This is a genomic window from Prevotella fusca JCM 17724 (assembly GCF_001262015.1).
Lineage (GTDB): Bacteria > Bacteroidota > Bacteroidia > Bacteroidales > Bacteroidaceae > Prevotella > Prevotella fusca.
In genome coordinates this window covers 115,580-141,045 of the sequence record NZ_CP012074.1, presented here as the reverse complement: position 1 = coordinate 141,045, position 25,466 = coordinate 115,580, and the positions used below count along the sequence as shown (strand labels likewise).

20 protein-coding genes and 3 tRNA genes are annotated in these 25,466 nt (G+C 43.9%); 13 read left to right on the top strand and 10 right to left on the bottom strand.

The window, feature by feature from the left end; all coding sequences use genetic code 11:
* Positions 1–3: 3 nt before the first annotated feature.
* From ADJ77_RS00595 to ADJ77_RS00585, 3 genes are all read left to right on the top strand, one after another.
* Positions 4–840, top strand: coding sequence for a DUF3316 domain-containing protein (locus ADJ77_RS00595; protein WP_025077995.1), 837 nt, complete (start codon positions 4–6; stop codon positions 838–840).
* Positions 837–1,895, top strand: a complete 1,059-nt coding sequence (locus tag ADJ77_RS00590) for a S41 family peptidase (protein ID WP_025077994.1) — start codon at positions 837–839, stop codon at positions 1,893–1,895. The genes ADJ77_RS00595 and ADJ77_RS00590 overlap by 4 nt, the downstream gene beginning before the upstream one ends.
* 267 nt (positions 1,896–2,162) lie before the next feature.
* Positions 2,163–2,244 (top strand) — tRNA-Leu (locus tag ADJ77_RS00585).
* Positions 2,245–3,275: 1,031 nt separating this feature from the next.
* Here ADJ77_RS00585 and ADJ77_RS00580 read toward each other — a convergent pair.
* Complete coding sequence (locus tag ADJ77_RS00580) at positions 3,276–3,710, bottom strand: HU family DNA-binding protein (protein WP_025077993.1); 435 nt, start codon at positions 3,708–3,710, stop codon at positions 3,276–3,278.
* 1,054 nt (positions 3,711–4,764) lie between these two features.
* Between ADJ77_RS00580 and ADJ77_RS00575 the strand changes: the two genes are divergently transcribed.
* From ADJ77_RS00575 to ADJ77_RS00545, 7 genes are all read left to right on the top strand, one after another.
* Positions 4,765–4,839, top strand: a tRNA-Val gene (locus tag ADJ77_RS00575).
* A 48-nt stretch (positions 4,840–4,887) separates the two neighbouring features.
* Positions 4,888–4,962, top strand: a tRNA-Val gene (locus tag ADJ77_RS00570).
* Between the two features lie 159 nt (positions 4,963–5,121).
* Positions 5,122–6,468: an adenylosuccinate lyase gene (purB, locus tag ADJ77_RS00565; protein WP_050695914.1), complete on the top strand. Its 1,347-nt coding sequence runs from the start codon at positions 5,122–5,124 to the stop codon at positions 6,466–6,468.
* 136 nt (positions 6,469–6,604) lie between these two features.
* Positions 6,605–8,140 carry a pseudouridine synthase gene (locus tag ADJ77_RS00560; RefSeq protein WP_025079187.1) on the top strand — a complete coding sequence of 512 codons (1,536 nt, stop codon included), beginning with the start codon at positions 6,605–6,607 and terminating at the stop codon, positions 8,138–8,140.
* A gap of 139 nt (positions 8,141–8,279) precedes the next feature.
* Positions 8,280–9,671, top strand: coding sequence for an asparagine--tRNA ligase (gene asnS, locus ADJ77_RS00555; protein WP_025079186.1), 1,392 nt, complete (start codon positions 8,280–8,282; stop codon positions 9,669–9,671).
* A gap of 110 nt (positions 9,672–9,781) precedes the next feature.
* Entirely contained in the window at positions 9,782–10,453 is a 672-nt protein-coding gene (locus ADJ77_RS00550) for a YiiX/YebB-like N1pC/P60 family cysteine hydrolase (RefSeq protein WP_050695913.1), read from the top strand.
* Between the two features lie 773 nt (positions 10,454–11,226).
* A complete protein-coding gene (locus ADJ77_RS00545) occupies positions 11,227–11,772 on the top strand; it encodes a hypothetical protein (protein ID WP_244148543.1) in 546 nt (181 codons plus the stop codon).
* Between the two features lie 450 nt (positions 11,773–12,222).
* On the opposite strand, the gene ADJ77_RS00540 is transcribed toward ADJ77_RS00545, so the two are convergent.
* Positions 12,223–13,149 (bottom strand): adenylate/guanylate cyclase domain-containing protein, encoded by a 927-nt coding sequence (locus tag ADJ77_RS00540; protein WP_042741124.1) that lies wholly within the window; start codon positions 13,147–13,149, stop codon positions 12,223–12,225.
* A 140-nt stretch (positions 13,150–13,289) separates the two neighbouring features.
* On the opposite strand from ADJ77_RS00540, the gene ADJ77_RS00535 reads away from it, so the two are divergent.
* A complete protein-coding gene (locus ADJ77_RS00535) occupies positions 13,290–14,597 on the top strand; it encodes an IS5 family transposase (protein WP_050695912.1) in 1,308 nt (435 codons plus the stop codon).
* A 36-nt stretch (positions 14,598–14,633) separates the two neighbouring features.
* On the opposite strand, the gene ADJ77_RS00530 is transcribed toward ADJ77_RS00535, so the two are convergent.
* The 3 genes from ADJ77_RS00530 to ADJ77_RS00520 all read right to left on the bottom strand — a co-directional run bounded on the left by ADJ77_RS00530 (position 14,634) and on the right by ADJ77_RS00520 (position 16,721).
* The gene (locus ADJ77_RS00530; protein WP_025078719.1) at positions 14,634–15,230 is read right to left on the bottom strand and encodes a hypothetical protein; all 597 of its coding nucleotides are present in this window, start codon (positions 15,228–15,230) and stop codon (positions 14,634–14,636) included.
* 2 nt (positions 15,231–15,232) lie between these two features.
* Positions 15,233–15,835 (bottom strand): hypothetical protein, encoded by a 603-nt coding sequence (locus ADJ77_RS00525; RefSeq protein ID WP_025078718.1) that lies wholly within the window; start codon positions 15,833–15,835, stop codon positions 15,233–15,235.
* A 130-nt stretch (positions 15,836–15,965) separates the two neighbouring features.
* A complete protein-coding gene (locus tag ADJ77_RS00520) occupies positions 15,966–16,721 on the bottom strand; it encodes a DUF695 domain-containing protein (RefSeq protein ID WP_050695911.1) in 756 nt (251 codons plus the stop codon).
* A gap of 323 nt (positions 16,722–17,044) precedes the next feature.
* On the opposite strand from ADJ77_RS00520, the gene ADJ77_RS00515 reads away from it, so the two are divergent.
* Entirely contained in the window at positions 17,045–17,914 is an 870-nt protein-coding gene (locus ADJ77_RS00515) for a hypothetical protein (RefSeq protein WP_025078715.1), read from the top strand.
* 299 nt (positions 17,915–18,213) lie between these two features.
* On the opposite strand, the gene ADJ77_RS00510 is transcribed toward ADJ77_RS00515, so the two are convergent.
* The 5 genes from ADJ77_RS00510 to ADJ77_RS00490 all read right to left on the bottom strand — a co-directional run bounded on the left by ADJ77_RS00510 (position 18,214) and on the right by ADJ77_RS00490 (position 23,436).
* Positions 18,214–19,104, bottom strand: a complete 891-nt coding sequence (locus tag ADJ77_RS00510) for a tRNA threonylcarbamoyladenosine dehydratase (RefSeq protein ID WP_025078714.1) — start codon at positions 19,102–19,104, stop codon at positions 18,214–18,216.
* 36 nt (positions 19,105–19,140) lie between these two features.
* Positions 19,141–19,998 carry a CvfB family protein gene (locus ADJ77_RS00505; RefSeq protein ID WP_050695910.1) on the bottom strand — a complete coding sequence of 286 codons (858 nt, stop codon included), beginning with the start codon at positions 19,996–19,998 and terminating at the stop codon, positions 19,141–19,143.
* A 95-nt stretch (positions 19,999–20,093) separates the two neighbouring features.
* Positions 20,094–20,477: a GxxExxY protein gene (locus ADJ77_RS00500; protein ID WP_025078713.1), complete on the bottom strand. Its 384-nt coding sequence runs from the start codon at positions 20,475–20,477 to the stop codon at positions 20,094–20,096.
* A 102-nt stretch (positions 20,478–20,579) separates the two neighbouring features.
* Complete coding sequence (locus ADJ77_RS00495) at positions 20,580–21,254, bottom strand: ABC transporter ATP-binding protein (protein WP_025078712.1); 675 nt, start codon at positions 21,252–21,254, stop codon at positions 20,580–20,582.
* Positions 21,255–21,318: 64 nt separating this feature from the next.
* Positions 21,319–23,436: a cation:proton antiporter gene (locus ADJ77_RS00490; protein ID WP_025078711.1), complete on the bottom strand. Its 2,118-nt coding sequence runs from the start codon at positions 23,434–23,436 to the stop codon at positions 21,319–21,321.
* Between the two features lie 229 nt (positions 23,437–23,665).
* Between ADJ77_RS00490 and ADJ77_RS00485 the strand changes: the two genes are divergently transcribed.
* Positions 23,666–24,679: an aspartate-semialdehyde dehydrogenase gene (locus ADJ77_RS00485; protein WP_050695909.1), complete on the top strand. Its 1,014-nt coding sequence runs from the start codon at positions 23,666–23,668 to the stop codon at positions 24,677–24,679.
* Positions 24,680–25,466 lie beyond the last annotated feature (787 nt).

Below are 25,466 nucleotides of genomic sequence, written 5' to 3'. Positions count from 1 at the left end.
CCTATGAACCTAAAGAAATCCTTACTTACCTATGTTTCGCTCTCAGCGATTACCCTTTTCTTGGCACCGACGCCTGTTGTTGCACAGGACACCCTGCGCAACAACAAGGTAATCACCAATACACAGATGCTCGGCATCGGTGCTGTGAATGCGCTCGACACCTACCTTACACCCGAAGAATACAGTGGAACGGAACTTCGTTACACCTCTCATTCCGTACGTGAAAACGGAAGTAAGCTGTCACGTGAGCTGGTCCATCATGCCCAACTGCTCTCTGTTCATAACCGAAAGGACAATAACAATGAGCTCGGTGGCTTTTACAACTTCCAGTATAACTGGCAATATGCCCTTGGAAAATGGAATGTCGGACAGGGAGAACTGCTCCTCAAGGCTGGCGGAGGAGTTGATGCACGGTTCGGTTTCCTCTATAACATGCGCAATTCCAACAACCCTGCACAGGCTTACGGACAACTGAACATCGCCCCGAATGCCGTTGCTGCCTACCGTTTCCGTCTTCACAACCATCCTTTCCAGCTGCGTTACGAAGTGCAATTGCCACTCCTCGGACTGATGTTCTCACCAAACTACGGACAGAGTTACTACGAGATATTCACCCGAGGGAACTACGACCATAACCTTGTCGTTACAACACCAGCATCCGCTCCATCACTCCGACAGCTGCTGACGCTCGACTTCACGCTCCGCCATACCACGCTCCGCATCGGCTATCTTGGCGATTACCAGCAGGCAAAGGTCAATAACCTGCGCCAGCATGTATGGAGTAACCTGATTGTATTAGGTATTGTTCGCAAATTCTCAATCAACAAGTTCATCCCATGAGAAAGCTACTTCATTCCTTACTATACGTACTTGTCCCGGCACTTACACTGCTCGGCACCGCCACAAGCTGCGTCACTAATGACGAACTCCCCGATAATCCACAAGGCAACTTCGAGGCTTTATGGCGCATCATGGATGAGCATTACTGCTTCTTCTCACATAAAGGAATCGACTGGCAGGAGGTACACAACCGTTATGCCCGGCAGTTTGATGCTTCCATGACTGCCAAACAACAGTTTGAAGTGATGACAAACATGCTCTCAGAACTGAAGGACGGACACGTCAATCTATACACTTCTTTCAATATAGGTCGCTACTGGTCGTGGCATGAAGACTATCCCAAGAACTACTCCGACTCACTGCAACGCCTGTATCTCAAGACCGATTACCTCATTGCAAGTGGTCTGGACTATACTATTTTCGATGACAACATCGGCTATGTGCGCTGTGAGAGTTTCCAGAAAGCTATCGGTGCAGGCAACCTCGACGACATCTTCCTTCATCTGCAGCCCTGCAACGGACTGATTATCGACGTGCGGAACAACGGAGGGGGGAACGTAAACAACGCAGAAGAACTGGCTGCACGCTTTACCAACAAGGAACTGCTCGTAGGCTACATACAGCATAAAACGGGAAAAGGCCATAACGATTTCTCTTCGTTAAAACCAGAATATCTGAAACCGGGAAAGGGTATACGTTGGCATAAACCAGTCGTTGTACTGACCAACCGCAGCGTCTTCTCTGCTGCCAACGAGTTTGTTAAGTATATGAAGTGTTGTCCGAATGTTACCATTGTGGGCGACCGCACGGGTGGCGGAGCAGGTCTGCCATTCTCTTCCGAGCTACCCAACGGATGGGGAATCCGCTTCTCTGCCTGCCCGATGTACGACCGTGACAAGCAGATGACAGAGTTCGGTATTGACCCGGACCACAAGGTATCCCTCACTTCTGAGGACTTTGCACGAGGCAAGGATACAATTATAGAGTTTGCAAGGAAGATGATAAAAGCCTCCCCCAGCCCCTCCAAAAGGAGGGGAGTGCCTGACGGGAGCTGACTTTCATGGCTATCGAGCAGTACTTTTCTGCACCCACATCAGTCCGTCCGAGAAGAGGGAACGCCTGACGGGAACTGACTTTGATAATTATAAACAGTATCTCCTGTTGTCACCCAACATCTTACGAAAGCAAGTGGCACTGGTAATAAGAAAGCTATTCATTCCAACACTCCCCTCCTTTCGGAGGAGTTGGGAGAAGACTTCTTAAAAAGTTATTCTCAAACATTTGGCTATCTCCAAAACATTACGTATCTTTGCAGCCGTTATGCGCCTGTGGCGGAATTGGTAGACGCGCTAGACTTAGGATCTAGTAACTCACGTTGTGCAGGTTCGAGTCCTGTTAGGCGCACTGAAACAAGAACCGGGTAATTGAAAATCAATTATCCGGTTCTTTCATTTATAAGGACTTAATTCTACAGGAATGGCACGTAAACATGACCTGCAAGAATGAAAACAGTAAGCTCCAAGGTGTCTGACAATCCCGAAACCGGCCGACATACAGCAGAGGCTTATCAAGGCACAACGCTGAAAGACGGGAATATCCATACCTTGTAAACATAAAAACCCTTTGACTTCTCTTGCCTACAACAACCCATCCATACTTGGGCAACTTTTTAAATTACTGTCCTCTAAAACTTTAATAACATGCGCCCCACACGGAATCTCTATTCAACAGATAATATCCTATTAGTTTTGATGAAGTAATCCCACTAATCAAATAAGTATTGCTTGCTTTTGGTAGTACAACTCTTGCCTGTCAACAAGTTGCGTCTGCACTGGCAACATATTGCAAGGCTTTTGGTACTCAACACATCAGTTGATAATAGGAAGAGAGGGAGTATTATTGTCATCATTATAATATTAGTAAGATAATAATGACTAACTTATATGCGGAAAGTTTTATCAGACAATCATAATCTCTTCGCTCCAAAGACGACAGACTATCCTAAAATGCAAAGATGGTCTTTGTGAGATTTTATTACAAAACAACGTCATTTCAGCACCTGAACTTTTACCCAAAAGAGGCTTTACGCTTACATCCACAAATACCACAACACCAGCAAGTTACAAAAGCACGTAATATAAATGTGCTTAAATAGGCTTCAACTAAGCACTAATTAGCGTATAACTAAGGCTTAATTGAACGCCAACTAAGCCTTAATTGAAACGCAATTAAGCATCTATTGATTTCCTATAAATGATTTTTTATTACAAAACATACGGAAACATAACAACGTAAGCAGCACTTGCTTCTTCTGAAACATGAAAGCTACTGCCATTTATCCTACAAGAGAAACAAAAAATCCCAGCCCTCTATAAAGGCTGGGAAAGATGCTATGAAAACGCAGCCCATTATCAGCTGCACATCAATACAAGAAATCAATCATCGTCTTCGTCATCATATTCGGGCTCTGCCCACTCCACACGAGCACCGTAGGCAAGGGTCTGGTTCTTCTTTCCCGTACGGGCATTGCGTGTACTGGTCGGTACAAAACGGCATTTCACATTCTTGATATGCTTCTTGATGTCGAAGTCGTCGGGATTGTCAACAGGCTCACTCTCCACCGTAAGATGAAACCGCCCCAGCCCCTCAAGAGCCACCGTTTCGCCCTGGCGAAGGCGATAAGAGATTTCGTCAATCAAAGCAATAACGAGTCCGCGCACGTCACCACGTGAAAACGAAGTGTTTTCTTGAATGGAATCTGCAAGGTCGTCCGTCGTAGCAACACCCGTACTGACCGTACGGGCATACCATTTCCCTGCACCCTTCTTGTCCTTGAACTTACTCTGTTCCAGTCTTATTTCTACTGACATAATCTTCTTCTTATCGGTTTTGAGATATAAAAACGGTGCAAATATAAGCAAAATAAACAGTTCTCGCAAGACAAAATAAACTATTTTGGGGAACTGTCGGTCTTGCACACATAAAATATTCCATACCAGACTGGCAGCAGAAACATATTACAGTTCATAAAGATAATTTGCTAAAGACAAACCTCCCGGTTATCAATTTAACCGTTGAAAGAGTTTGGAAGCCAGACTTTGGCTCAGTAGGAAAAAGGTGAGGCATTTTATCGGGTTCATCCGTTAAATGCGTGGACACTTTCCATATAGCTTTAAAGGATGAACCGAGCTTATTCATTAAGCAAAACATAGCCAAGACGGTCTTGGCTACTTACTTTATTATCATCCTCCTGGATGCAGAAAACCTTTTCATGTTAACGCTTCTAAAATTACAGGCAACAGCTTGAAAAATCATGACATAATTTCGGGTAAAATACCTACAGATAAAGACAAAAATACGTGTAAAAAGCAAGTTTGCAACCAACAGTAAATCAATTGGTTATGGAGTCGTGCAAGAAAAGGTGCTTAATTGGACTTCAAAAGGGCGTCAGTTAGACCTCAAAAGGGCATCTATTGCAAGCCAATTGGGCGTCTTTTGGAAGCCAATAGACCATATATTGGTTTTGAGTTGTACGAAAATAGTTTACAAACATTAGTTGAAATGGGAATAAGTTGTTAGTAGAAGACGGAAAGACATGGTATTTGTTTTCTGCATTTATTATCTTGTGCTTTATCCCTTTTTGTGAGACCGTCTATTTTTGGATAGTCATACCATGCAAGTGTACAAGCCTTTATTCTGTTTCCAATCTACGTATTGAACGGAAGAATCATGTCAGGGAACAGTACGGCTAATAAGGATAATGAGCTCATTGCAGTCTGATGACCGATTGAGATTTGGCATCGCTGGCCGAAGGAAAACACAGTAGGAAAACAAGTAAAACAAGATTTTCAACTAAATTATTTGCCATTTGTTTGCGGGATTGAAAAACTTTCCTTACCTTTGCACTCGCCTTACAAAAAGTAAGGGCGTTTAGCTCAGCTGGTTTAGAGCATCTGCCTTACAAGCAGAGGGTCGGCGGTTCGAATCCGTCAACGCCCACAAGGGGTGTTTCCCTGTGACCTTTCGGGGTTGCAGGGGATTTTTAAAGGGCGTTTAGCTCAGCTGGTTTAGAGCATCTGCCTTACAAGCAGAGGGTCGGCGGTTCGAATCCGTCAACGCCCACCTTTAAAACTTAAAGATGATGACTTTGCAACAAACAGTTGTGAGGTCTTTTTTGTTTTATTGAGAATTTATCTACATTCTTTTTGAGATTATTATTATTATTATTTGCGCTGTTACTGATTTTATTGCTAAATTTGCACCATATAAATAAATATCGTTATGAGTCTCGACACATTAACAGCCGTATCACCTATTGACGGTCGCTACAGAAGTAAAACAGAATGTCTTGCTGACTATTTTTCAGAGTATGCCCTCATCCGTTATCGCATACGTGTAGAAATTGAATATTTCATCACGCTTTGCGAGTTGCCCTTGCCGCAACTGGAAGGCTTCGACAGCTCCCTGTTTGAACGACTGCGCAACATCTACTGCGACTTCGACGAGGCTTCGGCAATGCGTGTAAAGGAGATTGAAAACACAACCAACCACGACGTAAAGGCGGTTGAATACTTCATCAAGGAAGAGTTCGACAAGATTGGCGGGCTGGACGACTACAAGGAATTCATCCATTTCGGCCTGACTTCACAGGACATCAACAACACAAGTGTTCCGCTGTCAGTAAAGGAAGCCCTCGAGGAGGTGTTCTATCCACAGGTCGAGGAACTGATTGCACAGCTGAAGGAATATGCCGAGGCATGGAAAGATGTGCCGATGCTGGCAAAGACACACGGTCAGCCAGCCTCTCCTACCCGACTGGGAAAGGAGGTTGAGGTCTACGTCTATCGACTCAGCGAGCAGCTTGCCACCTTGCGCAACTGCAAGATCACAGCTAAGTTCGGTGGTGCCACAGGTAACTTCAATGCCCATCACGTGGCTTACCCACAGCATGACTGGCGTGCTTTCGGCAATCGCTTTGTCAGCGAAAAGCTGGGATTAGAGCGTGAGCAATGGACGACACAAATCAGCAATTACGACCATCTGGGCAGCATATTCGATGCTATCCGTCGTATCAACACCATCATCATCGACCTTGACCGTGACTTCTGGATGTATATCTCAATGGAGTATTTCAAGCAGAAGATCAAGGCTGGCGAGGTTGGTTCAAGTGCTATGCCGCACAAGGTGAACCCAATCGACTTCGAGAACAGCGAGGGTAACCTCGGCATATCCAATGCCATCCTGCAGTTCCTGGCACAGAAGTTGCCGGTAAGCCGCCTGCAGCGTGACCTTACGGATTCAACCGTACTGCGCAACGTCGGCGTTCCTTTCGGTCATACCGTCATCTCTATACAGAGTACATTGAAGGGGCTGCGCAAGCTCATCCTCAACGAAGAGAAGCTGGGAGAAGACCTCGAAGACACATGGGCAGTCGTGGCAGAAGCCATCCAGACCATCCTGCGCCGTGAAGCCTATCCACATCCCTACGAGGCATTGAAGGCTCTCACCCGCACAAACGAGAAGATGACCGAGGAAACGATACACGCATTCATACAGACACTCAACGTCAGTGACAGCGTGAAAGCTGAGCTGATGGCTATCACCCCACATAACTATACGGGAATATAAACAACCCAATAAAGCACTACAGACAGTAGTCAAACTGAGTATCTCCGTCAGACGGAGTTCATTTAACAAACAAAAACAACAGTTATTCATTGGCCGTGAGGCCGGTAGTATCAAAACTAAAAGCAAAACAACAATTATGACAGAAGAATTTGAAAACAAAGAAGTTCAGTCTGAGCAGAATGAGAATAGCCGAGAGGGCTATTCTGCATCCAGTCAAGGCGGCTATCAGAGAGAGTACCGTGGCACAGGACGTTCACAGCGTCCACGTATTCATAGCCAGCGTGCTTACAGCAGCGACAAGGCTAACAGCGGTAACGACGAGGGCGGATTCCGTCCGGAAGGATTTGGTTCTGGCTTGCAGAACGCAAGTCGCCCGCAGCAGGGAGGTTATCGCCCACGCCAGAACAGCTACGGTGGCGGATATAACAGCAACCGTGGTGGATACCAGAGCCGCCCGCAGCAGGGAGGTTATCGCCCACGCTACAACAACAATGGTGAGGAAGGTGGTTACCAGCCACGTCAAGGTGGATACAACAACCGTGGTGGATACCAGAGCCGTCCGCAGCAGGGAGGCTATCGTCCACGCTACAACAACGATGAAAACGGATACCAGCCACAGCCTTACCGTCCACGCTACAATGCCAACAACGGTGCTGAGGGCGAGGAGAACAACGGCTATCAGGCTAACCAGGGTGGTTATCAGCCACGTCAAGGCGGTTACCAGCCACGCCAGGGTGGCTATCAGAACCGAGGCGGTTACAACAACCGTGGTGGATATAACAACAACCGCGGTGGCTATCAGAACCGTGGCGGATACAACAACCGAGGCGGATACAACAACCGAGGCGGTTACAACCAGGGTGGTTATCGCCAGCATAGTGCTGATTATGACCCAAATGCAAAGTATTCACTCAAGAAGCGCATAGAATATAAGGAGGAAAACTTCGACCCGAATGAGCCTATTCGCTTGAACAAGTACCTTGCCAACGCTGGTGTATGCTCACGTCGTGAGGCTGATGAGTTCATCCTTTCTGGTGCAGTAACCGTAAATGGCGAGGTTGTAAAAGAGCTTGGTAGCAAGGTGCTGCGTACTGATGAGGTGCTCTTCCGGGAGAAGCCGGTGTCATTGGAGAAGAAGGTGTATGTCCTTCTGAACAAACCAAAGGACTATGTTACCACAAGCGATGACCCACAGCAGCGTAAGACTGTGATGGATCTTGTGAAGGGCGCTTGCCCAGAGCGTATCTATCCAGTTGGTCGTCTTGACCGTAATACAACGGGCGTACTGCTCCTTACCAACGACGGCGACCTTGCTTCAAAACTTACTCACCCTAAGTTCTTGAAGAAGAAGGTTTATCACGTATTCCTCGACAAGCCTGTTACGGCTAATGACCTGCAGAAGATTTCCGACGGTATCGAGCTTGAAGACGGCGAAATCAAGGCTGACGCAATCGAGTATGCTGACCCACAGGACCAGACTCAGGTAGGCATTGAGATCCACAGTGGCAAGAATCGTATCGTACGTCGTATCTTCGAGAGCCTCGGCTATCGTGTCGTAAAACTCGACCGTGTGCAGTTCGCTGGTCTGACTAAGAAGAATGTACGTCGTGGCGACTGGCGTTTCCTCACTGAGAAGGAAGTTGACATGCTGCGCATGGGTGCTTTTGAATAAATAGAAACCTCCCCAAACCCTTCAAGAGAAGCGGATGTAAGAAACCGAACAATGCTACAACATAGGCATTACACATATTGGCAAATATCTTATCTTCCTTTTTGAGGGACTTGGGGAGGACCTAATTATAATAGAACAAATGAAAAGAACAAAAGTCGTCGATGCTCTTGTTTGCACCGACTTTGGAAAGGATATTAACGTAAAGGGATGGGTTCGCTCCCACAGAAGCAGCAAAGCTGTTGACTTCATTGCACTGAATGATGGTTCTACTATCAAGAATATTCAGATTGTAGTTGACCCAGCAACTATCGATGCAGAAGAACTGAAGAACATCACTACAGGTGCTTGTATCAGCGTTATCGGTACGCTCGTAGAGAGTCAGGGTGCTGGTCAGACTTCAGAGGTTCAGTGCAAGGAGATTGAAATCTACGGTCTCTGCCCAAGCGACTACCCTATGCAGAAGAAGGGACAGAGCTTTGAGTACATGCGCAAATACGGACACATGCGTCTTCGTACCAATACCTTCGGTGCTGTATTCCGTATTCGCCACAATATGGCAATCGCTATCCATCAGTACTTCCACGAGCATGGCTTCTATTATTTCCATACTCCACTGATTACTGCCAGCGATGCTGAGGGTGCTGGTAATATGTTCCAGGTAACAACACTCGACCTTGACCGCGTTGCAAAGGGTGGTGAGGTTGATTATAGTGCTGACTTCTTCGGAAAGCGTACAAACCTTACAGTGTCTGGACAGTTGGAGGGCGAGTTAGGTGCTACCGCATTGGGTGCTATCTACACCTTCGGTCCTACCTTCCGTGCTGAGAATTCAAATACTCCACGCCACTTGGCAGAGTTCTGGATGGTTGAGCCAGAGGTTGCCTTCATCGACCAGAACGAATTGATGGATCTTGAGGAAGACTTCATCAAGTACTGTGTACGCTGGGCATTAGAACATTGTAAGGACGACCTTGAGTTCCTCAACAAGATGATTGACAAGGAACTTATCGCTCGTTTGGAGGGCGTATTGAAGGAAGACTTCGTTCGCCTTACCTACACAGAGGGTATCGAGATTCTGCAGAAAGCTGTTGCTGACGGCGTGAAATTTGAGTTCCCAATCACTCATTGGGGTATGGACCTCAGCAGTGAACACGAGCGTTACCTCGTTGAGGAGCACTTCAAGCGTCCTGTAATCATGACTGACTATCCAAGCGAAATCAAGTCGTTCTATATGAAGAAGAACGAAGACGGCAAGACTATGCAGGGAACTGATGTTCTCTTCCCACGTATCGGCGAGATTATCGGTGGTTCAGTTCGTGAGGAGAACTATGACAAACTGGTTCAAGAGATTGAAAGCCGTGGTATGAAGCGTGATATTTACGATTGGTACCTTGATACCCGTAAGTACGGAACTTGCCCACACGGCGGCTTTGGTCTCGGTTTCGAACGTCTCATCCTCTTCGTTACTGGCATGCAGAACATCCGTGACGTTATCCCATTCGCACGTACTCCAAAGAACGCTGAGTTCTAACATAAAACACAAAAGGCGACTATCCTCCAAAAGATAGTCGCTTTTTTATTTACCTATAAGAACACTCCCGACGAAACTTAAACATAACACGTACATAAAAATAAATTATCATGAAACTAAAAAGAATCCCATCAAACCTTCTCTTACTGTGCCTTATTCTCTTAGTAAGTTGCTCTACTGACTCCTTCCAAGACGAGGAAATATCGTTACGTAACTTGCATGAGGGCGATCTCATGTTCGTTGTGAAGGAAACAAGTAACCCTATCACAGATGCAACGCAAGGTATTAATGGACTAAAGATTGACCACGTTGCAATCTTCCATCATACGGATAGTGCCGATTATGCTTTAGAAGCTTACGGCAAAGCGGTGTCACTTACTCCTCTTACCAACTTCCTCAATCGTGCAAAAGGAAAAGAAGGAAAACCACTCATTGCAGTAGGCAGAGTCATCGTTGACTGTGACATGAATACTTCTATGAAGCGAGCATTAAGCTACCTTGGTCGACCATACGATCGTTTCTACATGCCCGATGATAAAGAAATCTATTGTAGTGAATTGATTCAGAAATCATTTGTCGATCATCACGGCTTACCTATTTTCTCTACAATCCCTATGTCCTTCCACGATAACAACGGAAAAGTCTTGGATGCTTGGACTCAATTCTATGCCTTCTATCATCGTGAAGTACCAGAAGGAGAACCCGGAACTAACCCGGGACAACTGTCTCGTGACAAAGCCGTAAAGGTTACTTACGAATTCGAAACTCCATCTGCAAAATAAATTATTCGTTGGGAGTGTTCTTCGCTATACCATAATACTATCAAAGAGTTAATCTTTAACCCAAATATAAGTATAAAATCGTTTGCTATCATTTTAACATTTCTCATTAAATCACTATATATTAAGCATTTAAGAACTCACAAAGAGTGACAGGAATGACAGCAAATTAATTCACATCCAAACCCATCTAACCTACGTATCACTTACCTATCAACTCTCGAACTTCGTTTAAAAAGGGGCTTCAGCAATTTGGAGTGATACCTTTTGAGATTAAAACTTTGAAAAAAGTTCACACAGAGAAATGGAGAGCACAGAGGTTTTATATAGCAGAAATCGTTAGACACAGAGGTACCGTTGGTACGTGTGGAGGAACAGAGGATATTTGCGAGTTTTATTAATGTTTTTATCTACTTCATTACAAAGCAGTGGTTTGCAAGATTTATTAAACCCCAATCAGTCATTAGACCACAATATGTTTAGGGTTTAATAACCGAGTGAGGTTAAAAACGTTTATAACCAAAGCTATCAGCAACACGTACACTACACCTCTGTCGCTCTTTGTGCCTTCGGCACCTCCGTGATATTGTCTACTTTCACCTCCGTGTTCTCCCTCTCTCTGTGTGCCTTTCATATGCAGTAGGCTTACTTTATCACTCCATATTTCGGAAGCACCAAAAAAACTTTCAAACTATATCTCCAAAAAGACTTGACATAAAACATTATATTTTCTATTTTTGTAACGAGTATTAATTATTTAATTAAATCCTATTACAATGAGAAAACTATCTTACGTAGAGTTTCTTGTTTCAAAAACGAGACAAAGACATATTCTTCTTTTCCTATTACTAATTCCAATAGCAGCATTCTCACAGAAAGGAACATTTAGGACCTTAATGCAGGTTCAAGGAATAGGACTTTCAAAACAGTTTAAGCCCTACGAACTTTGTTGCGACTTAGGTTACAATATTACCGATAACCTGTATGCAGACCTTAGATATGAGAACGCTATCGCTCTTTTTAAAGAGAATGGTATAAAAGACTATGCTCATAGTCACATCGTAGGTTTAAATCTTGGCTACGCAGTCTATCACTCAGAGAATTATAATATTGGGGCACAAATCGGATATGGCAGCAATATGAAACGAAAAAACAGTGATTGGAAATATGACTACTATGAGGCAATGGCGTTCACCGACTTAGGAACATGTAAAATCAAACCAAGATTCGGATTAGGCGTCCGCCATTACAACTCACGAACAAATCTCTACAAAGACAGGACTATCGTCTTTGCAAGTATCGGATTTGGAATTAATTGGTAATAACATCCCTTAAAATTACCCTGTAGTTTCACTGAAAACGCAGGTTATTCTATAAGTTACTCCCTATTACAAAGAGTCATTTGCATAGGGAGTTTACCCTCCGCACCATTGGTGCTAAGCATCCGCACAATATGTGTTAGGCATAAACGCAACAAGTACTAAGCAATAACACATAACTTATAAGTTTATATTATAGCTCTCATTCATTGGCATACAGCGTTTTTATTAACATTGCATTATTTTACCAATTAGGAATATAAAAAGAACTTAAACCACACAACATTATAATATAAAAGTTTGCTGTCATTCCTATCACTCTATTATTAGACATAAAGTACTGATAATAAGCACAGTACGAAGAGTGTTAAAAATGACAGCAAACTAAATAAAAAATAATTGAGAATAACCTTAATTATAAAGGCAAGCATTCTGCATTTGTATACAAAATACTTACGTTAGTTTCCAACACAAATCAGTTCCCCATACCTTGAATGTTATATCTCTTATCTCTCTCTTTTCTTGCTTCCACATTGAGGCTCTTTGCGGAAATTGTTTTTTGAACTCCGAATATACTTTATCTGAAATCAATATAGGGCTATACTTATATTTTACCATTTCTTTCTCAAATGAAGAAATGTTATAAATGTTAATACATAAACCATTAGTTGGAGAATAATATAATTCATGCGCAAGCTGTTCTGCTGTAATTCTCCTTCTTTCTTCAAACCATCCATTGCGTGGCTTTTTTAAAAACGAGGGGATATATAATGGGTCATAACGATAAAACATTCCTGTTACATTATAAAATTCGTCTTCTATCATTTTACCTGCGAAATCAGTAAGGCGTGAAGCAAGATTAGCAGGTTTACCCACCCATACTAATCCCTTATTTTCTGCGTTCTCGTCTCCTTTACGCTCAATGCCAACTTTTATCACTCGCATTTCACCATAATCGACACCTATACCACAACGAAAATCAACATTAGAGAATACTTTATTAATCAAGTGAGATATATGGTTAATTGTAATGGCACAATTTACCGCATTAACAAAACAGCTATTAACAGGAAATACAACCATCACTCTGTCCCCTATAATATTTCTAACATATCCACAATATTCTCTCGCTGCACAAAGTACCCCTTTAGTAAAGGCGGTATAAATTTGTCCCATCGTTTCAGTAGAATGTTTACAAGTCAGCTCCACAGAGTTTCGGATATCAACAAACAAAACACATGTTTCAATACACTTGCCTTTTTTTGCATATCCACTTTCGTATGTTAAATCACAGCCAGAAAGCGAAGGAACTTTCGAGGAAGTATTGTACGTAAATTTCTTTGTCCGTACATCTGTTATCATATCTTCTATGTCAGTCATCAATCTTTTCAAATCCATATACTATTTAGTCATCCCTTAAATACATTATATCATACTGATTTACAGTTAATTATCTCTCTGTTTATTTGTATATTTCTGCAAGTTTTTATACCTTTACAGTATAAAACTTGCAGAAATATATGTTAAAAAGGACCTCTAATCAATTATCATTATTCTCTTCCTTAGAGGATATGCTCAATCACAACCACCCCCTTTATACGCTTGGTAATAAAATCAACTGGCGTAGATTTGAAGACTCCTTCTCTCGTTTGTATTGTAGTACAAATGGTCGCCCTGCGCATCCTATTCGTTTGATGTGCGGACTTTTAATCTTGAAACACTTGCGTAATGTCTCTGACGAAAGTGTTGTTTTACAGTGGAGTGAAAATGCTTATTATCAGTATTTCTGTGGTCAACTGGAGTTTCTTCCCAAAGAACCTTGCGAAGCTTCTGATTTGGTTCACTTCCGCAATCGTATAGGCGAAGAAGGAATGGAAGTCATTCTTGCTGAGAGCATCCGTGTCAATACTGAGAATGATAATGAGAATCATTTTAACACAGCTTTTATAGATTCTACGGTACAGGAGAAGAATATCACTTACCCAACGGATGCGAAGTTGCATAAAAAGATAATCAATCGAGTGCTCAAAATCGTTCGTGAGAAGAAACTTCCTTTACGTCAGAGCTACCAAAGGACACAGAAAGCAATCTCTCGCAACCAACGTTTTCGCAATCACCCCAGGAATCACAGGAAGGCTGTCAAGGCTGACCGGAGTCTGCGCACCATAGCCGGTCGTTTGGTCAGAGAACCTGACCGTAATCTTCCTGACAGGAAAGGCTATGAAAAGATGTTTGAGCTCTTCTATAAGGTCCTTTCTCAAAAACGTAACAGTCGTAATAAGATATATTCTCTTCACGAGCCTGAAGTACAATGCATCAGTAAGGGTAAGGAACATAAGAAGTATGAGTTTGGCAACAAAGCCTCATTTATCCGTTCGTTATCAGGAATTATTCTTGCTGCCGTTTCTTTTAGGAATGAATATGATGGGCATACCATAGAAGCATCCTTACAACAAACCGAAAGAATGACAGGCAAGCGCATTGACAACTTGGCAGGAGACAGAGGATATAGAGGAACAGATCTGGTTGGAACAACAAAAATACTCATACCACAAGCCCCTAAAGACAAAGATAGTTACTATCAAAAGAAAAAGAAACACAAACTGTTTTGCAAGCGGGCAGGAATAGAGCCAACCATAGGACATCTTAAAAGTGATTACAGATTATCTCGCAACTTTTATAAAGGTGTGAAAGGAGATGCTATGAATATAATGCTGGCAGCTGCAGCATATAACTTCAGAAGAGCTATGAGAGCTCTTTTGTGCTTTATAAAGAGTATCGCCGAAAAGTTAATTTCAGTTAACTTTTCGACGAAATGGGCTTTTTAAGGAACGACTATCTAAGGAGCCAATAATAAATCAGCCCTATTCCAAGTTTCTCAAGTAAGTTTCCACCGATTTCTTTATCAGCTTTTCATCATCAAAGAAATTGTACCAAACAATTATCAAAGCATTCCCTCTCCAATAAGTAAAGCATGAAACGGGTGCTTCCGACACAACGTCAACCTTTAACAGCTTATTATTGATCTTCGTTTTAAAATAGTTTGATAGTCTTTCCTGCGAAGATGGGAATACAATACTCTCTATAACGAAATATGAATCACATACGCTATCTTTTTCATTAAGGCGAGATGCCTTCAAACGGGTATGCAGGCAAGAATATTCTATATTATCAGCTTTCAGATTTAAAGCCTTACCACTCTTTCTGACAAGGAACTTAAAAACTGGCATTACGTTATACTGGTGTATATTTTCAAGCTGATGAATCTTGCAAGAGGAATCCTTAGGATATGCCTTTTTATCCCAGGAATACTCCATTAACTCCGAAACAGTAATGCCTGTTTTACAGGAATCGTTAGGACACAATGCCTTTAATGTATCATACGAACCCGTATCTCTTCCTGCAACAGAAGAGAGATTCAACAGACTAATCAATACAAAAAGTGATAAACAGTGCCTCATTTCTATACTTCTTTCTTAAATTTACTCTTCAAGGAAGGTGCCATTGCAGACTCTACTTCTACAAATAATTTCTTTTGTTCAACCAGTGTCTCAAGAGTCCGCTCAATATCAAAATCAGTAGAACCAGACAGCTTATATATATCAGCCTTGAAGTTTCCGAAATTACCAATAACTTCGACACAACCTGCTGCTCCCCACCCCTCATGAGCTAATCGCTCTGGACCAGCATGAATGTAGAAGCTGTCTCTTAAAACGATGGCTCCATTATATTCTGAATACGTGTTATGGACTTGATAGTGTCTATTGTATCGAGGAGATGTCCGTCTCCCTAATTGCCGCAGTCCACTATCAGCCCATCCTACTGTTCTATATGGTGCAGGGAAATTGCGAGGCTTGTAATATGGCATAAAGCGAAGAGCCTTCCACGTTTTTGTAACACTTATACCATTCTCATCTACCCCCTTTATATATACATAGTATACAGGAACTTCATATAATTCTTGCTTTCCATTATGGTTCCTATCACTACATGGAAAGGATCTGGCTAAATAAGTCTCCCCTGTCCTTTTGTTGGAAACAACTATGTTAACTTCCCGTAATTTCATATTCAAAATATTTTATACCTGGTTCTTAGTTCCAAGTTGTCAGTTTACTCGCAAATATAAGAATTTTACATGTAACCGCCAAAAGAAAACCAACATTTTCTCATTTACACCACAGCTGGCAGCTGTCGTCTTATGCCATACCGCAGCCCCAACCATCGTAATATCCGCCTGCTTCTTCCGCCTCATCCAGCAGATACCATGTGATGTTATGAATATTATCGGGAATGTCAGGGCGTGAAACTCCTATCTGCAGCATGTATTCATTATCTTCCAACGGACTGCGATGGAACTCCACAAAACCTTTCTCCGCAACCTTCTCCACGAAGCGATTGGCTGCAGCTTCATCCTTGAAAAGGAGGAAGTGCTCTATGACACGTTCCTTCCCCAGGTCATCATTCTCACGGTCAAGCGCAGAAAGCACCTTGTTGTTCTGTATTTCCTGCATCGAATACTTATTGGGGAAGAGCGTCAGGAAATATCCTTCCCACTGCTCATCCTCATCAACCCACAGCTTGTACTCATAGTCGGGGAACTGTTCTTTCAGCCCCTTGACGAGCTCATCACCCACATCTGCCACCTTTGCATAGAAGAAGAAGTTTACCCGATTGTTCCATTTCATCAATCCTGCATCAATGGCATCTACCTTATTGAGCAGTTCCACAAAGGCATCCTCAATCTTCCACAGTTCCGGATTCTCCTCCGCAACAGGCAGACCATTCTCCGTCGGCGTCCTGTAATACACTGCCAACTGCAGGCGATAACGGTAACCATCCACGGGAGCCACCGTGTTGAGCGCAATATTCACACGTGTTACGGCTGGCTTGTCCTCCAGCTGTTGCATATACATACCCCAGTCCTGCGGAGCTTCAAATCTGTTTGTTTCCATATTATATGATTGTATTATATGCTTACAAAGATACGAAAAAGATACAGAACACAAGCCCCTGCCAAGTTTTCTAAACATTCATTACAGTTCGTTGTAAGTTCTGTGACACCCAATGTACATAGTGTCTTCACCTCTGCCTACCATCGGCAGCTTTGCAAAGGCAGGCAACCCCGTACTTTGCAAGTACATGGGCGGCTTTCTGACAGAACAAACAAAACCTTCAAGGCAGGAAGCAAAGGATGCTAAAATACTATAATTGAGAACTGAAACCTTGTATATCTCGGATTTTTTTACGATTATTGCATACGTAAAACAAAGAAGAAATGACCTATCTGAAAGATATTATCCAAAAGCGACTGGGGCAACTGGATGCAGCTGATGCGAAGTTAGTTAAACAGCTATGCAACAAGATTACAGACTCATACTACCCCGATGAAAAGATTGTTGAGAAGCTACGCAAGTTTTCTACACCAACAGTGGATGCCTTCCTATTAGACTGTCTGGCAGAATATGACAGTACGGAGCGAACAGCAGCAGAGCATCACGACATCATCAGCCTGCGTGCGGTGTGGGCTGTGCTGGCTTTCTCGCAATCGCCGGCGGTACTCTCCTATTTCCAACAGCTGATTGACCAATACATTTCCGGGACTCCCTTCTTCCTTAATTATCTGTTTGAAATCTTCAGTTTCCCGACGATACAGCATCCTTTATGCGCAAAAATAGAAACCTACTATGACAGTGTCCTTGACACGTTGCCCTCCTATCAGCTACTGAACAAGTTAGGAACAGCACCTGCCAACCGATATAAATGGGCTGTCGATATTGAACTTACCACGGACGGCGCAAGGCTTACGCCCTCCGAACTGACGGACGAAGAACGTACCCGCCGATTCAAACTCCACATTAACTTTGGTTCTCCCCGTGTTATGGGTAACACCTACGAAATCAATATAGAGAACTGCAACTCGTCCGAAATGCGCCGCATCAAGGCATCTGAAACTGAAATCTTCACAATAAAGGTAGATAAAAATGATGTCGGAATGCCCGACCTGCTACAGCTCCGAACATACGTTGAGCACATAGAGCAACTCTTCGACATACGTTTTCAATACGAGAACATAGCTTACCTGTCAGTCAGTAAAGGCATTAACAAGCGTATAATAAAGGATTGGATACAAAACAGGTTTCAGTAAGAACAGTTCTGTACCAAACAACTGCTCTACATGGTTTGTAAAAATAAATCCCACATTGGAAAATTACAGGTGCTTAATTCCATTCCAATTAAGCCCTAATTGAGGTTCAAAAGGTGCTTAATTGGAGGCTAACTAAGCCTTAATTGAAGTCCAATTAAGCACCTTTTCTTGCACAGGTTTATAACCTGTTGATTGTCTGTTTGTTACAAACAGGGAAAACAAGGTCTTTTTTCTCCGTTTCAATACAGCAACAACAAAAACAAATGTAAATATATTTCATTACCCTAAACACAGAATTCCTAAGCCTCTCCCTCGCCTTCCCCAGCAGTAACCTTGAGTCGTTTGCTTTCCTCAAGCATCATCGCAGCACGCTCACGAGCAATGCGGGCAGGTTCGCTGGCAGCCTCATCCTCCGGGCGGATGCGCATGGTGCGAGCGGAGTTGATGAGGTCTTTCACTACTTCACCGCCTGCAATCAGTCCTGCTGCAGCCGGTACCCATGCGTTAGAGCTGGGGACAGGACGGCATTCGGTACTTACCTGCATGTCATCGCCAGAGGTATTGCCATCGGAGAGACCGGAACTTTCACCTTGACCGATGCTTTCAAGCGGTTCTTCAGGACTATAGACAACCTTCACGTGCTTGATACCTGTCTTGCGGAGTTTCTTGCGAATAACCTTTGCCAACGGGTCATTGATGGTCTTGAAGAGGTCAGTCACACGGAACTGGGTGGCATCGAGTTTATAAGCAGCACCCATGCAGGAAAGCAAAGGAATATCCAGACTATGACAACGGCAGATTATATCGAGCTTTGCCTTGACCGTATCAATACAGTCAACGACATAATCATAAAGGGAAAAATCAAACTGACCGGCAGTTTCGGGCAGGTAGAAAGTAGGGTGCTTGCGCACAATACAATCGGGATTGATGGCATGGATACGCTCTTCAGCCACATCAACCTTATACAGCCCCACTGTCTTTGTAGTGGCAAGAATCTGCCGGTTGATGTTTGTCGGACACACACGGTCGTCGTCAATGATGTCAATAGCACCCACGCCACTGCGTGCAAGCACCTCAACAACGTAACCTCCCACGCCACCAACACCGAAGACTGCCACCCGACTACCTCTCAACGTGTCGATAGCAGGCTTCCCAAGAAGCATCTGGGTTCTTGAAAATTGATTCTGCATTGTGTTTGTTTATCCTTTATTTTAGCCCGACTTCCATCAAACCAGCCTTATCGCCAGCGGTTCAACTGTAATCAGATGACGCTTATAGAGGTCGCCTACAGCACGTTTATACACCTTCTTCGATACTTGGAAACGACGTTTGATGTCTTCTGCTTCGCTCTTGTCGCCAAGGTCGCATACGCCACCGTTATCCTTCAGGTACTGGAGCAGCACTTCAGCAAAGTCTTCTGCATGCTGCTGTCCGGTTGGTTGAAGAGTGCAGTCAATCTTACCATCAGGACGAACGGTTGAGATGTAGCCTTTCAGACGGTCGCCAGTATGGACGTACTGGAACACCTGGTCTTCATAGATAAGCCCCGGATACTGATTATCAACGATGACCTTGAAGCCAAGATCGGTCTTCTGCCATATCAACAGGTCAACTTCCTGTCCGTGCTTATAACCCCGTGGTTGTTCGTCAAGGTAATGTTCCACCTTCGCTGAAGCAACAAGACGATAACTATCTTCGTCAAGATGGATATGAACAATATAACTATTGCCGATTACCATACGCTTCTTCTGCTCACGGAAAGGACAGAAGAGGTCCTTCATCACGCCCCAGGACAGGAATGCACCATATTCATTCACCCACGAACACTCCAAGTAAGCAAAGTCGCCTACCTGTGCCAAGGGCTCCTCGGTGGTAGCAATCGGACGCTCGTCCTGGTCAAGATAGACGAATACTTCCAGTTCATCACCAATCTCTGTACCCTCAGGGACATACTTCTGGGGCATGAGAATCTCACCAGCCGGTCCACCATCAAGGTAGAGTCCGAACGGGTCACCGTTGCCTTCACGCAAGGCAACCTTCTGTACTGTGAGCTTATTGTATGCTCCAAGTTTTATTTTAGACATATATTCTATATTTAAATTGTCTGAAGCCAGAATGACATAAAGACATATTCTTTCAATGACATATTTTCTTATCGAGCTTTCGCTCGATTTACCTTTTAGGCATGAGGATTATAGACTCTATACTTACGCTTAACCTCCAGCCGTTCAGTCGAGCCAAAATTTATAAGCAGTCCATTGTCTATTCCTGACACAGAGAGATAGTTTACAAGTTGAATTGCGTGTGCTGGTAATAACTGAGCAACAGCTTTTAGTTCTATAATGATACATCTTTCCACGACAATATCTGCACGAAAATCACCTATTACATGCCCTTTATATATCACAGGCATCTCAACCTCTTCTTCTACTTTCAGTCCAGCTTCTCTGAGTTCTATTAGCAATGCTTTCTTATAAACACTCTCTAAATACCCAGCTACAAAATGGCTCCGAACCTCATAGGCTTTATTGATTATCAGCTTTATAAGCTCTTCTATATTCATCAGGCGAATAGTAATAATTAAGTTTATCGTCTACAAACATACTCTATAAAGAATATGTCATTAAAAACTATGTCTTTATGTCATTCTGGCTTTCAACAAACATCATTCTGTCTCTTGACTGATGTCATTCTGTATCAAGCCATCCTTAAGATGTATCGTTCTGTCTGTGATACTTGCAAGCCCTTCATCGTGTGTAACGATGACGAAGGTCTGACCGAACTTATCACGGAGATCGAAGAAGAGTTGGTGAAGTTCCTGCTTATTCTTTGAGTCCAAACTGCCCGAAGGCTCATCGGCAAGGATGACAGCAGGATTATTTACCAACGCACGAGCTACTGCCACACGCTGTTTCTCACCGCCTGAAAGCTCATTAGGCTTGTGGTTGACACGGTCGCTCAAGCCCATAAACTCCAATAGTTCCTCGGCACGCTGACGTGCATCCTTGGTCTTCCTGCCTGCTATATAAGCCGGAATCATGATATTCTCAAGAGCTGTAAACTCTGGTAGCAACTGATGGAACTGAAAGACAAAACCCAGGTGCTGGTTGCGGAAGTCGCTCAACTTGCTTCCTGACAAGCTACCAACGTCAATGCCATCCACAACAACAGAACCACCGTCGGGCTTATCCAACGTTCCGAGTATCTGCAACAAGGTGGTCTTGCCAGCCCCGGACGGTCCGACAATACTGACAACTTCGCCTTTATCAATGTGCAGATCAATGCCTTTCAGCACTTGAAGCGACCCGAAACTTTTTGTTATGTTCTTAATGTCAATCATATTCTGTTCTTTTATTGGGGTTATTGGACTAATTAGGCTAACAAGTCCAATTGGGCTACCCCCCTTATACCTTATTATGAATCCACTCTCTTACAGCCTCGTATGCGCTGCGCTCCTCGGTATGCTGCGGCTGGGCGAAGGTCATATCATCCATTCTGTTACCATACTGATCGGGGAAGATAATCATAATCGTCTTGCCTTTAAAACACCTATTCACCTCCTCGGGCAGCCGTTCCATCGCACTCTTATAGGATATTGTCCCCTTACGGGCAGTCACAATGACAAAGAGATGGTCCTCACGAACCCTCGTAGCGAGCTTGGGCAACTCCTTCCAATGCTCCATTTCCTCATACTCAGCCCTTACACTTGAGAACCGATTGCGGATGAACTCATTGACAAGTTGCAGCGTATCCTGTCGTCCGTGAAAGGTGATACGACACTCCAGATTGCCTGCCATACGTGCCAGTCGCTCTAACCAACGGTAGAACCCAGGCTCAAACTCTGCACGCGAAGGCACAGCTACCTGTATCCGACGGATTGTATTCAACGGCTGCATGATACGTGTCACGATTATCTGACGGCTCAATCCATTGTAAAGGCTTCGTGTAAACTCTCCCCAGAAGCTACGGCTTATCTCCTTATGGAAGTGCAACCCCATCAATATCTCTGATGCCTGGAACTCCTTGAAGGCATGTTTGATACCATTGGCAATGTTGGCTGCTATGCGTACCTGTGTGGTCATCGGCACATCAGAGGCACTCGCCAGATGCTGAAGATGATCCAACAACCGCTGTCCTTCAGCCTGATTATGTCGCATATTCACATCATCATACACCACATTCAATGCCACCAACTCCCGTTTTAAACGGGGATTGCGCATCATGGTAGCCATCGTAACAAGACTATCGGCATACTCCGGGTACTTCACAGGGATAAGTATCTTCTCATCATCAAGGTTCTTCGTCACGTCCAGCTCTTCCTTTTCCTGCAAACGAAGCCGCTGTGCAGCCCGCTCGGTTATGACGGTTGAGATGACACAGGTGAAAAGTATCATTATCACAACCCCATTCAACACCTCGTCACCAAAGAGGTATTCACCCGGAGCAACCTCCAGTCTGCGCCCCACCATCACCATCGCAATGGCACCGGCTGCATGGGCACTGGTCAGACCGAACATCATGTGGCCTGACAGCCAAGACATACGAAAGATGCGGGCAGCCAAGTAAGCTGCCACAGCCTTGCCCAAAGTACCGAAGAAAACGACACAGAACACAACCCAAAGAATCTTGCTTCCTTCAAAAAGCAGGCGTACATTAATCAGCATACCCACCCCGATAAGGAAGTAAGGAATGAAGAGTGCGTTACCTGTAAACTCTATGCGGTTCATCAACGGAGACACCTTTGGCACAAAACGGTTCAGTATCAAGCCGGACATGAACGCTCCGAAGATGCCTTCCAGTCCTACTGCATCCGACAAGGCTGCCGACAGGAACACCACGGCAAGGATGAAGATAAACTGCATCACAGCATCAGAATACCGACGAAGGAACCAGCGTGTCACACGTGGAATCACCATAATAAGACCGACACAATAAACAACGAACTTCACAATGAACAGCAACCAGAAAGCAATTCCGCCATTCCCATGAAACGAGTTGACGATGGATGCCATGACTATCAACGCCATAAAGAGTGCCATCATGGACGACCCCACACTCAGCGTCGAACTCGTATGCCGTGTCAGTCCATACCGCCCCACTATCGGATAAGCTATCAAGGTATTAGAAGCCATGATTGCCGAAAGCAGAAGCGATGCCAACGGAAGATAGCCAAGCAGGCTGACTCCCATGAAGTAAGTCATTATAAATGGTACTGAAAAGGTCAGCATACCGAAGACTGCCATCCTGTTACGGTTCTTCTTCAGTCCCTCCATGTCCATCTCCAGACCAGCAAGGAACATGATATAATAGAGTCCGACACGCCCGAAAAGCTCAAATGAAGCATCACGACCAAGGATATTCAGTCCGTATTGTCCTACGATGACACCCGCCAAAACCATACCGATGATATGCGGAATGCGCAGCCGTCCCATGATGATAGGCGAAAGCAATATCATCAGCAGGACAACGAAGAAAATCAATGTCGGGTCAGTTATCGGGAAATATTCAGATAAATTCAGCATGAGTGTCTATAAAATTACTGCTTGCAAAGTTACGAAAAAACTTTGGCAACCTCCTAACATTAACTGCCTAATAAGTTCTGACGTCATCACTGAATGGCAGAAAACAACGGCTTCATCATGAATCATAACCATGGAAACAGAAAAAGAGTGACATCCTGTTGTCTGTGTTGCGGAAAAATAGTAAATTTGCAACTACGAATAGGTTAGTAAACAATTAAAGATAAAAGATATGAAAGTAGCAATTGTTGGTGCCAGTGGTGCTGTAGGGCAGGAGTTCCTGCGCATCTTAGATGAAAGAAACTTCCCGTTGGATGAGCTTGTTCTCTTTGGTTCTGAGCGTTCTGCAGGTAAGAAATATACATTCAAGGGTAAGGAATACGAGGTAAAACTGCTCCAGCATAACGATGACTTCAAGGATGTTGATATTGCCTTTACCAGTGCTGGCGGCGGAACATCAGCTGAGTTTGCTGAGACCATCACCAAGTACGGTGCTGTCATGATTGACAATTCCAGCCAGTTCCGTCAGGATGATGACGTGCCATTGGTTGTCCCGGAAATCAATGCAGACGATGCCTTGAACCGTCCACGTGGCATCATTGCCAACCCAAACTGTACAACAATCATGATGGTTGTCGTACTGAACCCTATCGACAAACTCAGCCATATCAAGAAGGTGCACGTCAGCAGCTACCAGAGTGCTTCCGGTGCAGGTGCTGCCGCTATGGCAGAACTGCAGCAGCAGTACAAGGAACTTGTTGAGACAGGCGAGGTGAAAACTATCGAGAAGTTCCCACATCAGTTGGCATACAATGTCATTCCACAGATTGACAAAATGACAGAAAACGACTATACAAAGGAAGAGGTAAAGATGTTCAACGAGACACGTAAGATTATGCACTCTGACATCCGCACTTCTGCCACCTGCGTCCGCGTCTCTTCTCTCCGCAGCCACTCTGAGACCGTATGGTTCGAGACCGAGCGCCCGCTCTCTGCTGACGAAATCCGTGAGGCATTGAAGGCTGCCCCAGGCGTTACCGTCGTTGACGATCCGCAGAACTACGTCTACCCGATGCCGCTCGAGAGTGCCGGTCACGACGACATCTATGTGGGTCGTATCCGCAAGGACCTTGCCGATGACAACGGCAATACACTCTGGCTTACTGGCGACCAGATCCGTAAGGGTGCTGCACTGAATGCTGTGCAGATTGCAGAGTACCTGATTAAGGTGGGGAATGTGAAGTAAGATAAAAGAAAGACAGCCCCTCCCACAAAGGGAGGGGAGCAGATACCGAAAGAGCTGAGGAGTGGGATGCAATAAGACATATCCTCTATTTAGATGTTGCAGTAATAAGCAATATTGAAAAAGGTAAAATAGACCTTATGGGAAAAACTTCTGTTACTATAATTCCCATCCTTGATTCGTTCTCCAATTAAAGGCATTCTGGAAGATAAATGACTCGTGACATGATTTTATTTGTAAAGGTAGTGATTATCTATTCAATGGCAAAAGTTTTTATATTGAACTTATCTTGAACTTTGTCTCTTTTTCACTTTTTCCATCAAATAACACTATAAATACCATATTAATTCCAGCTTGCCAACTCATCAACGTAACATCAAAACTACGTATGATTACGTGCTTTGTGAAATTCTCTTCACGTAAATAATTATTTCTTTTCACGTAAATAAATATTTTTCTTCATGAAAGAAAATATTTCTTTTCATGAAAATAATTCGCAGGAGTGTACAACTGAAATACGTAACACGCAACGTATCAGCAGACTACAAATATGAAACAGGCAACATGAAAAGCCTTTTGAAAAAGGGGAAAGAAAACTTTTCCTACTTATTCTTCTTATAACAAGCCACCCCTAAAATGGTTCTTCCGTTAAATGCGTGGACACTTTTCGCATAGTTTTAGCAAAAGAACCGAAGTTATGCATTATACAAAATAATAACCAAGACAGTCTTGGCTGTCTATTCTGTTATCATCCTCCGACACAGAAAACCTTTTCATTTTAACACTTTGA

Bases quoted from the DNA above. Each gene is read 5' to 3' on its own strand.
- ADJ77_RS00595 (WP_025077995.1), top strand. From the start codon at position 4: ATGAACCTAAAGAAATCCTTACTTACCTATGTTTCGCTCTCAGCGATT.
- ADJ77_RS00590 (WP_025077994.1), top strand. From the start codon at position 837: ATGAGAAAGCTACTTCATTCCTTACTATACGTACTTGTCCCGGCACTT.
- ADJ77_RS00580 (WP_025077993.1), bottom strand. From the start codon at position 3,710: ATGTCAGTAGAAATAAGACTGGAACAGAGTAAGTTCAAGGACAAGAAG.
- purB (WP_050695914.1), top strand. From the start codon at position 5,122: ATGAGTCTCGACACATTAACAGCCGTATCACCTATTGACGGTCGCTAC.
- ADJ77_RS00560 (WP_025079187.1), top strand. From the start codon at position 6,605: ATGACAGAAGAATTTGAAAACAAAGAAGTTCAGTCTGAGCAGAATGAG.
- asnS (WP_025079186.1), top strand. From the start codon at position 8,280: ATGAAAAGAACAAAAGTCGTCGATGCTCTTGTTTGCACCGACTTTGGA.
- ADJ77_RS00550 (WP_050695913.1), top strand. From the start codon at position 9,782: ATGAAACTAAAAAGAATCCCATCAAACCTTCTCTTACTGTGCCTTATT.
- ADJ77_RS00545 (WP_244148543.1), top strand. From the start codon at position 11,227: ATGAGAAAACTATCTTACGTAGAGTTTCTTGTTTCAAAAACGAGACAA.
- ADJ77_RS00540 (WP_042741124.1), bottom strand. From the start codon at position 13,149: ATGACTGACATAGAAGATATGATAACAGATGTACGGACAAAGAAATTT.
- ADJ77_RS00535 (WP_050695912.1), top strand. From the start codon at position 13,290: ATGTTAAAAAGGACCTCTAATCAATTATCATTATTCTCTTCCTTAGAG.
- ADJ77_RS00530 (WP_025078719.1), bottom strand. From the start codon at position 15,230: ATGAGGCACTGTTTATCACTTTTTGTATTGATTAGTCTGTTGAATCTC.
- ADJ77_RS00525 (WP_025078718.1), bottom strand. From the start codon at position 15,835: ATGAAATTACGGGAAGTTAACATAGTTGTTTCCAACAAAAGGACAGGG.
- ADJ77_RS00520 (WP_050695911.1), bottom strand. From the start codon at position 16,721: ATGGAAACAAACAGATTTGAAGCTCCGCAGGACTGGGGTATGTATATG.
- ADJ77_RS00515 (WP_025078715.1), top strand. From the start codon at position 17,045: ATGACCTATCTGAAAGATATTATCCAAAAGCGACTGGGGCAACTGGAT.
- ADJ77_RS00510 (WP_025078714.1), bottom strand. From the start codon at position 19,104: ATGCAGAATCAATTTTCAAGAACCCAGATGCTTCTTGGGAAGCCTGCT.
- ADJ77_RS00505 (WP_050695910.1), bottom strand. From the start codon at position 19,998: ATGTCTAAAATAAAACTTGGAGCATACAATAAGCTCACAGTACAGAAG.
- ADJ77_RS00500 (WP_025078713.1), bottom strand. From the start codon at position 20,477: ATGAATATAGAAGAGCTTATAAAGCTGATAATCAATAAAGCCTATGAG.
- ADJ77_RS00495 (WP_025078712.1), bottom strand. From the start codon at position 21,254: ATGATTGACATTAAGAACATAACAAAAAGTTTCGGGTCGCTTCAAGTG.
- ADJ77_RS00490 (WP_025078711.1), bottom strand. From the start codon at position 23,436: ATGCTGAATTTATCTGAATATTTCCCGATAACTGACCCGACATTGATT.
- ADJ77_RS00485 (WP_050695909.1), top strand. From the start codon at position 23,666: ATGAAAGTAGCAATTGTTGGTGCCAGTGGTGCTGTAGGGCAGGAGTTC.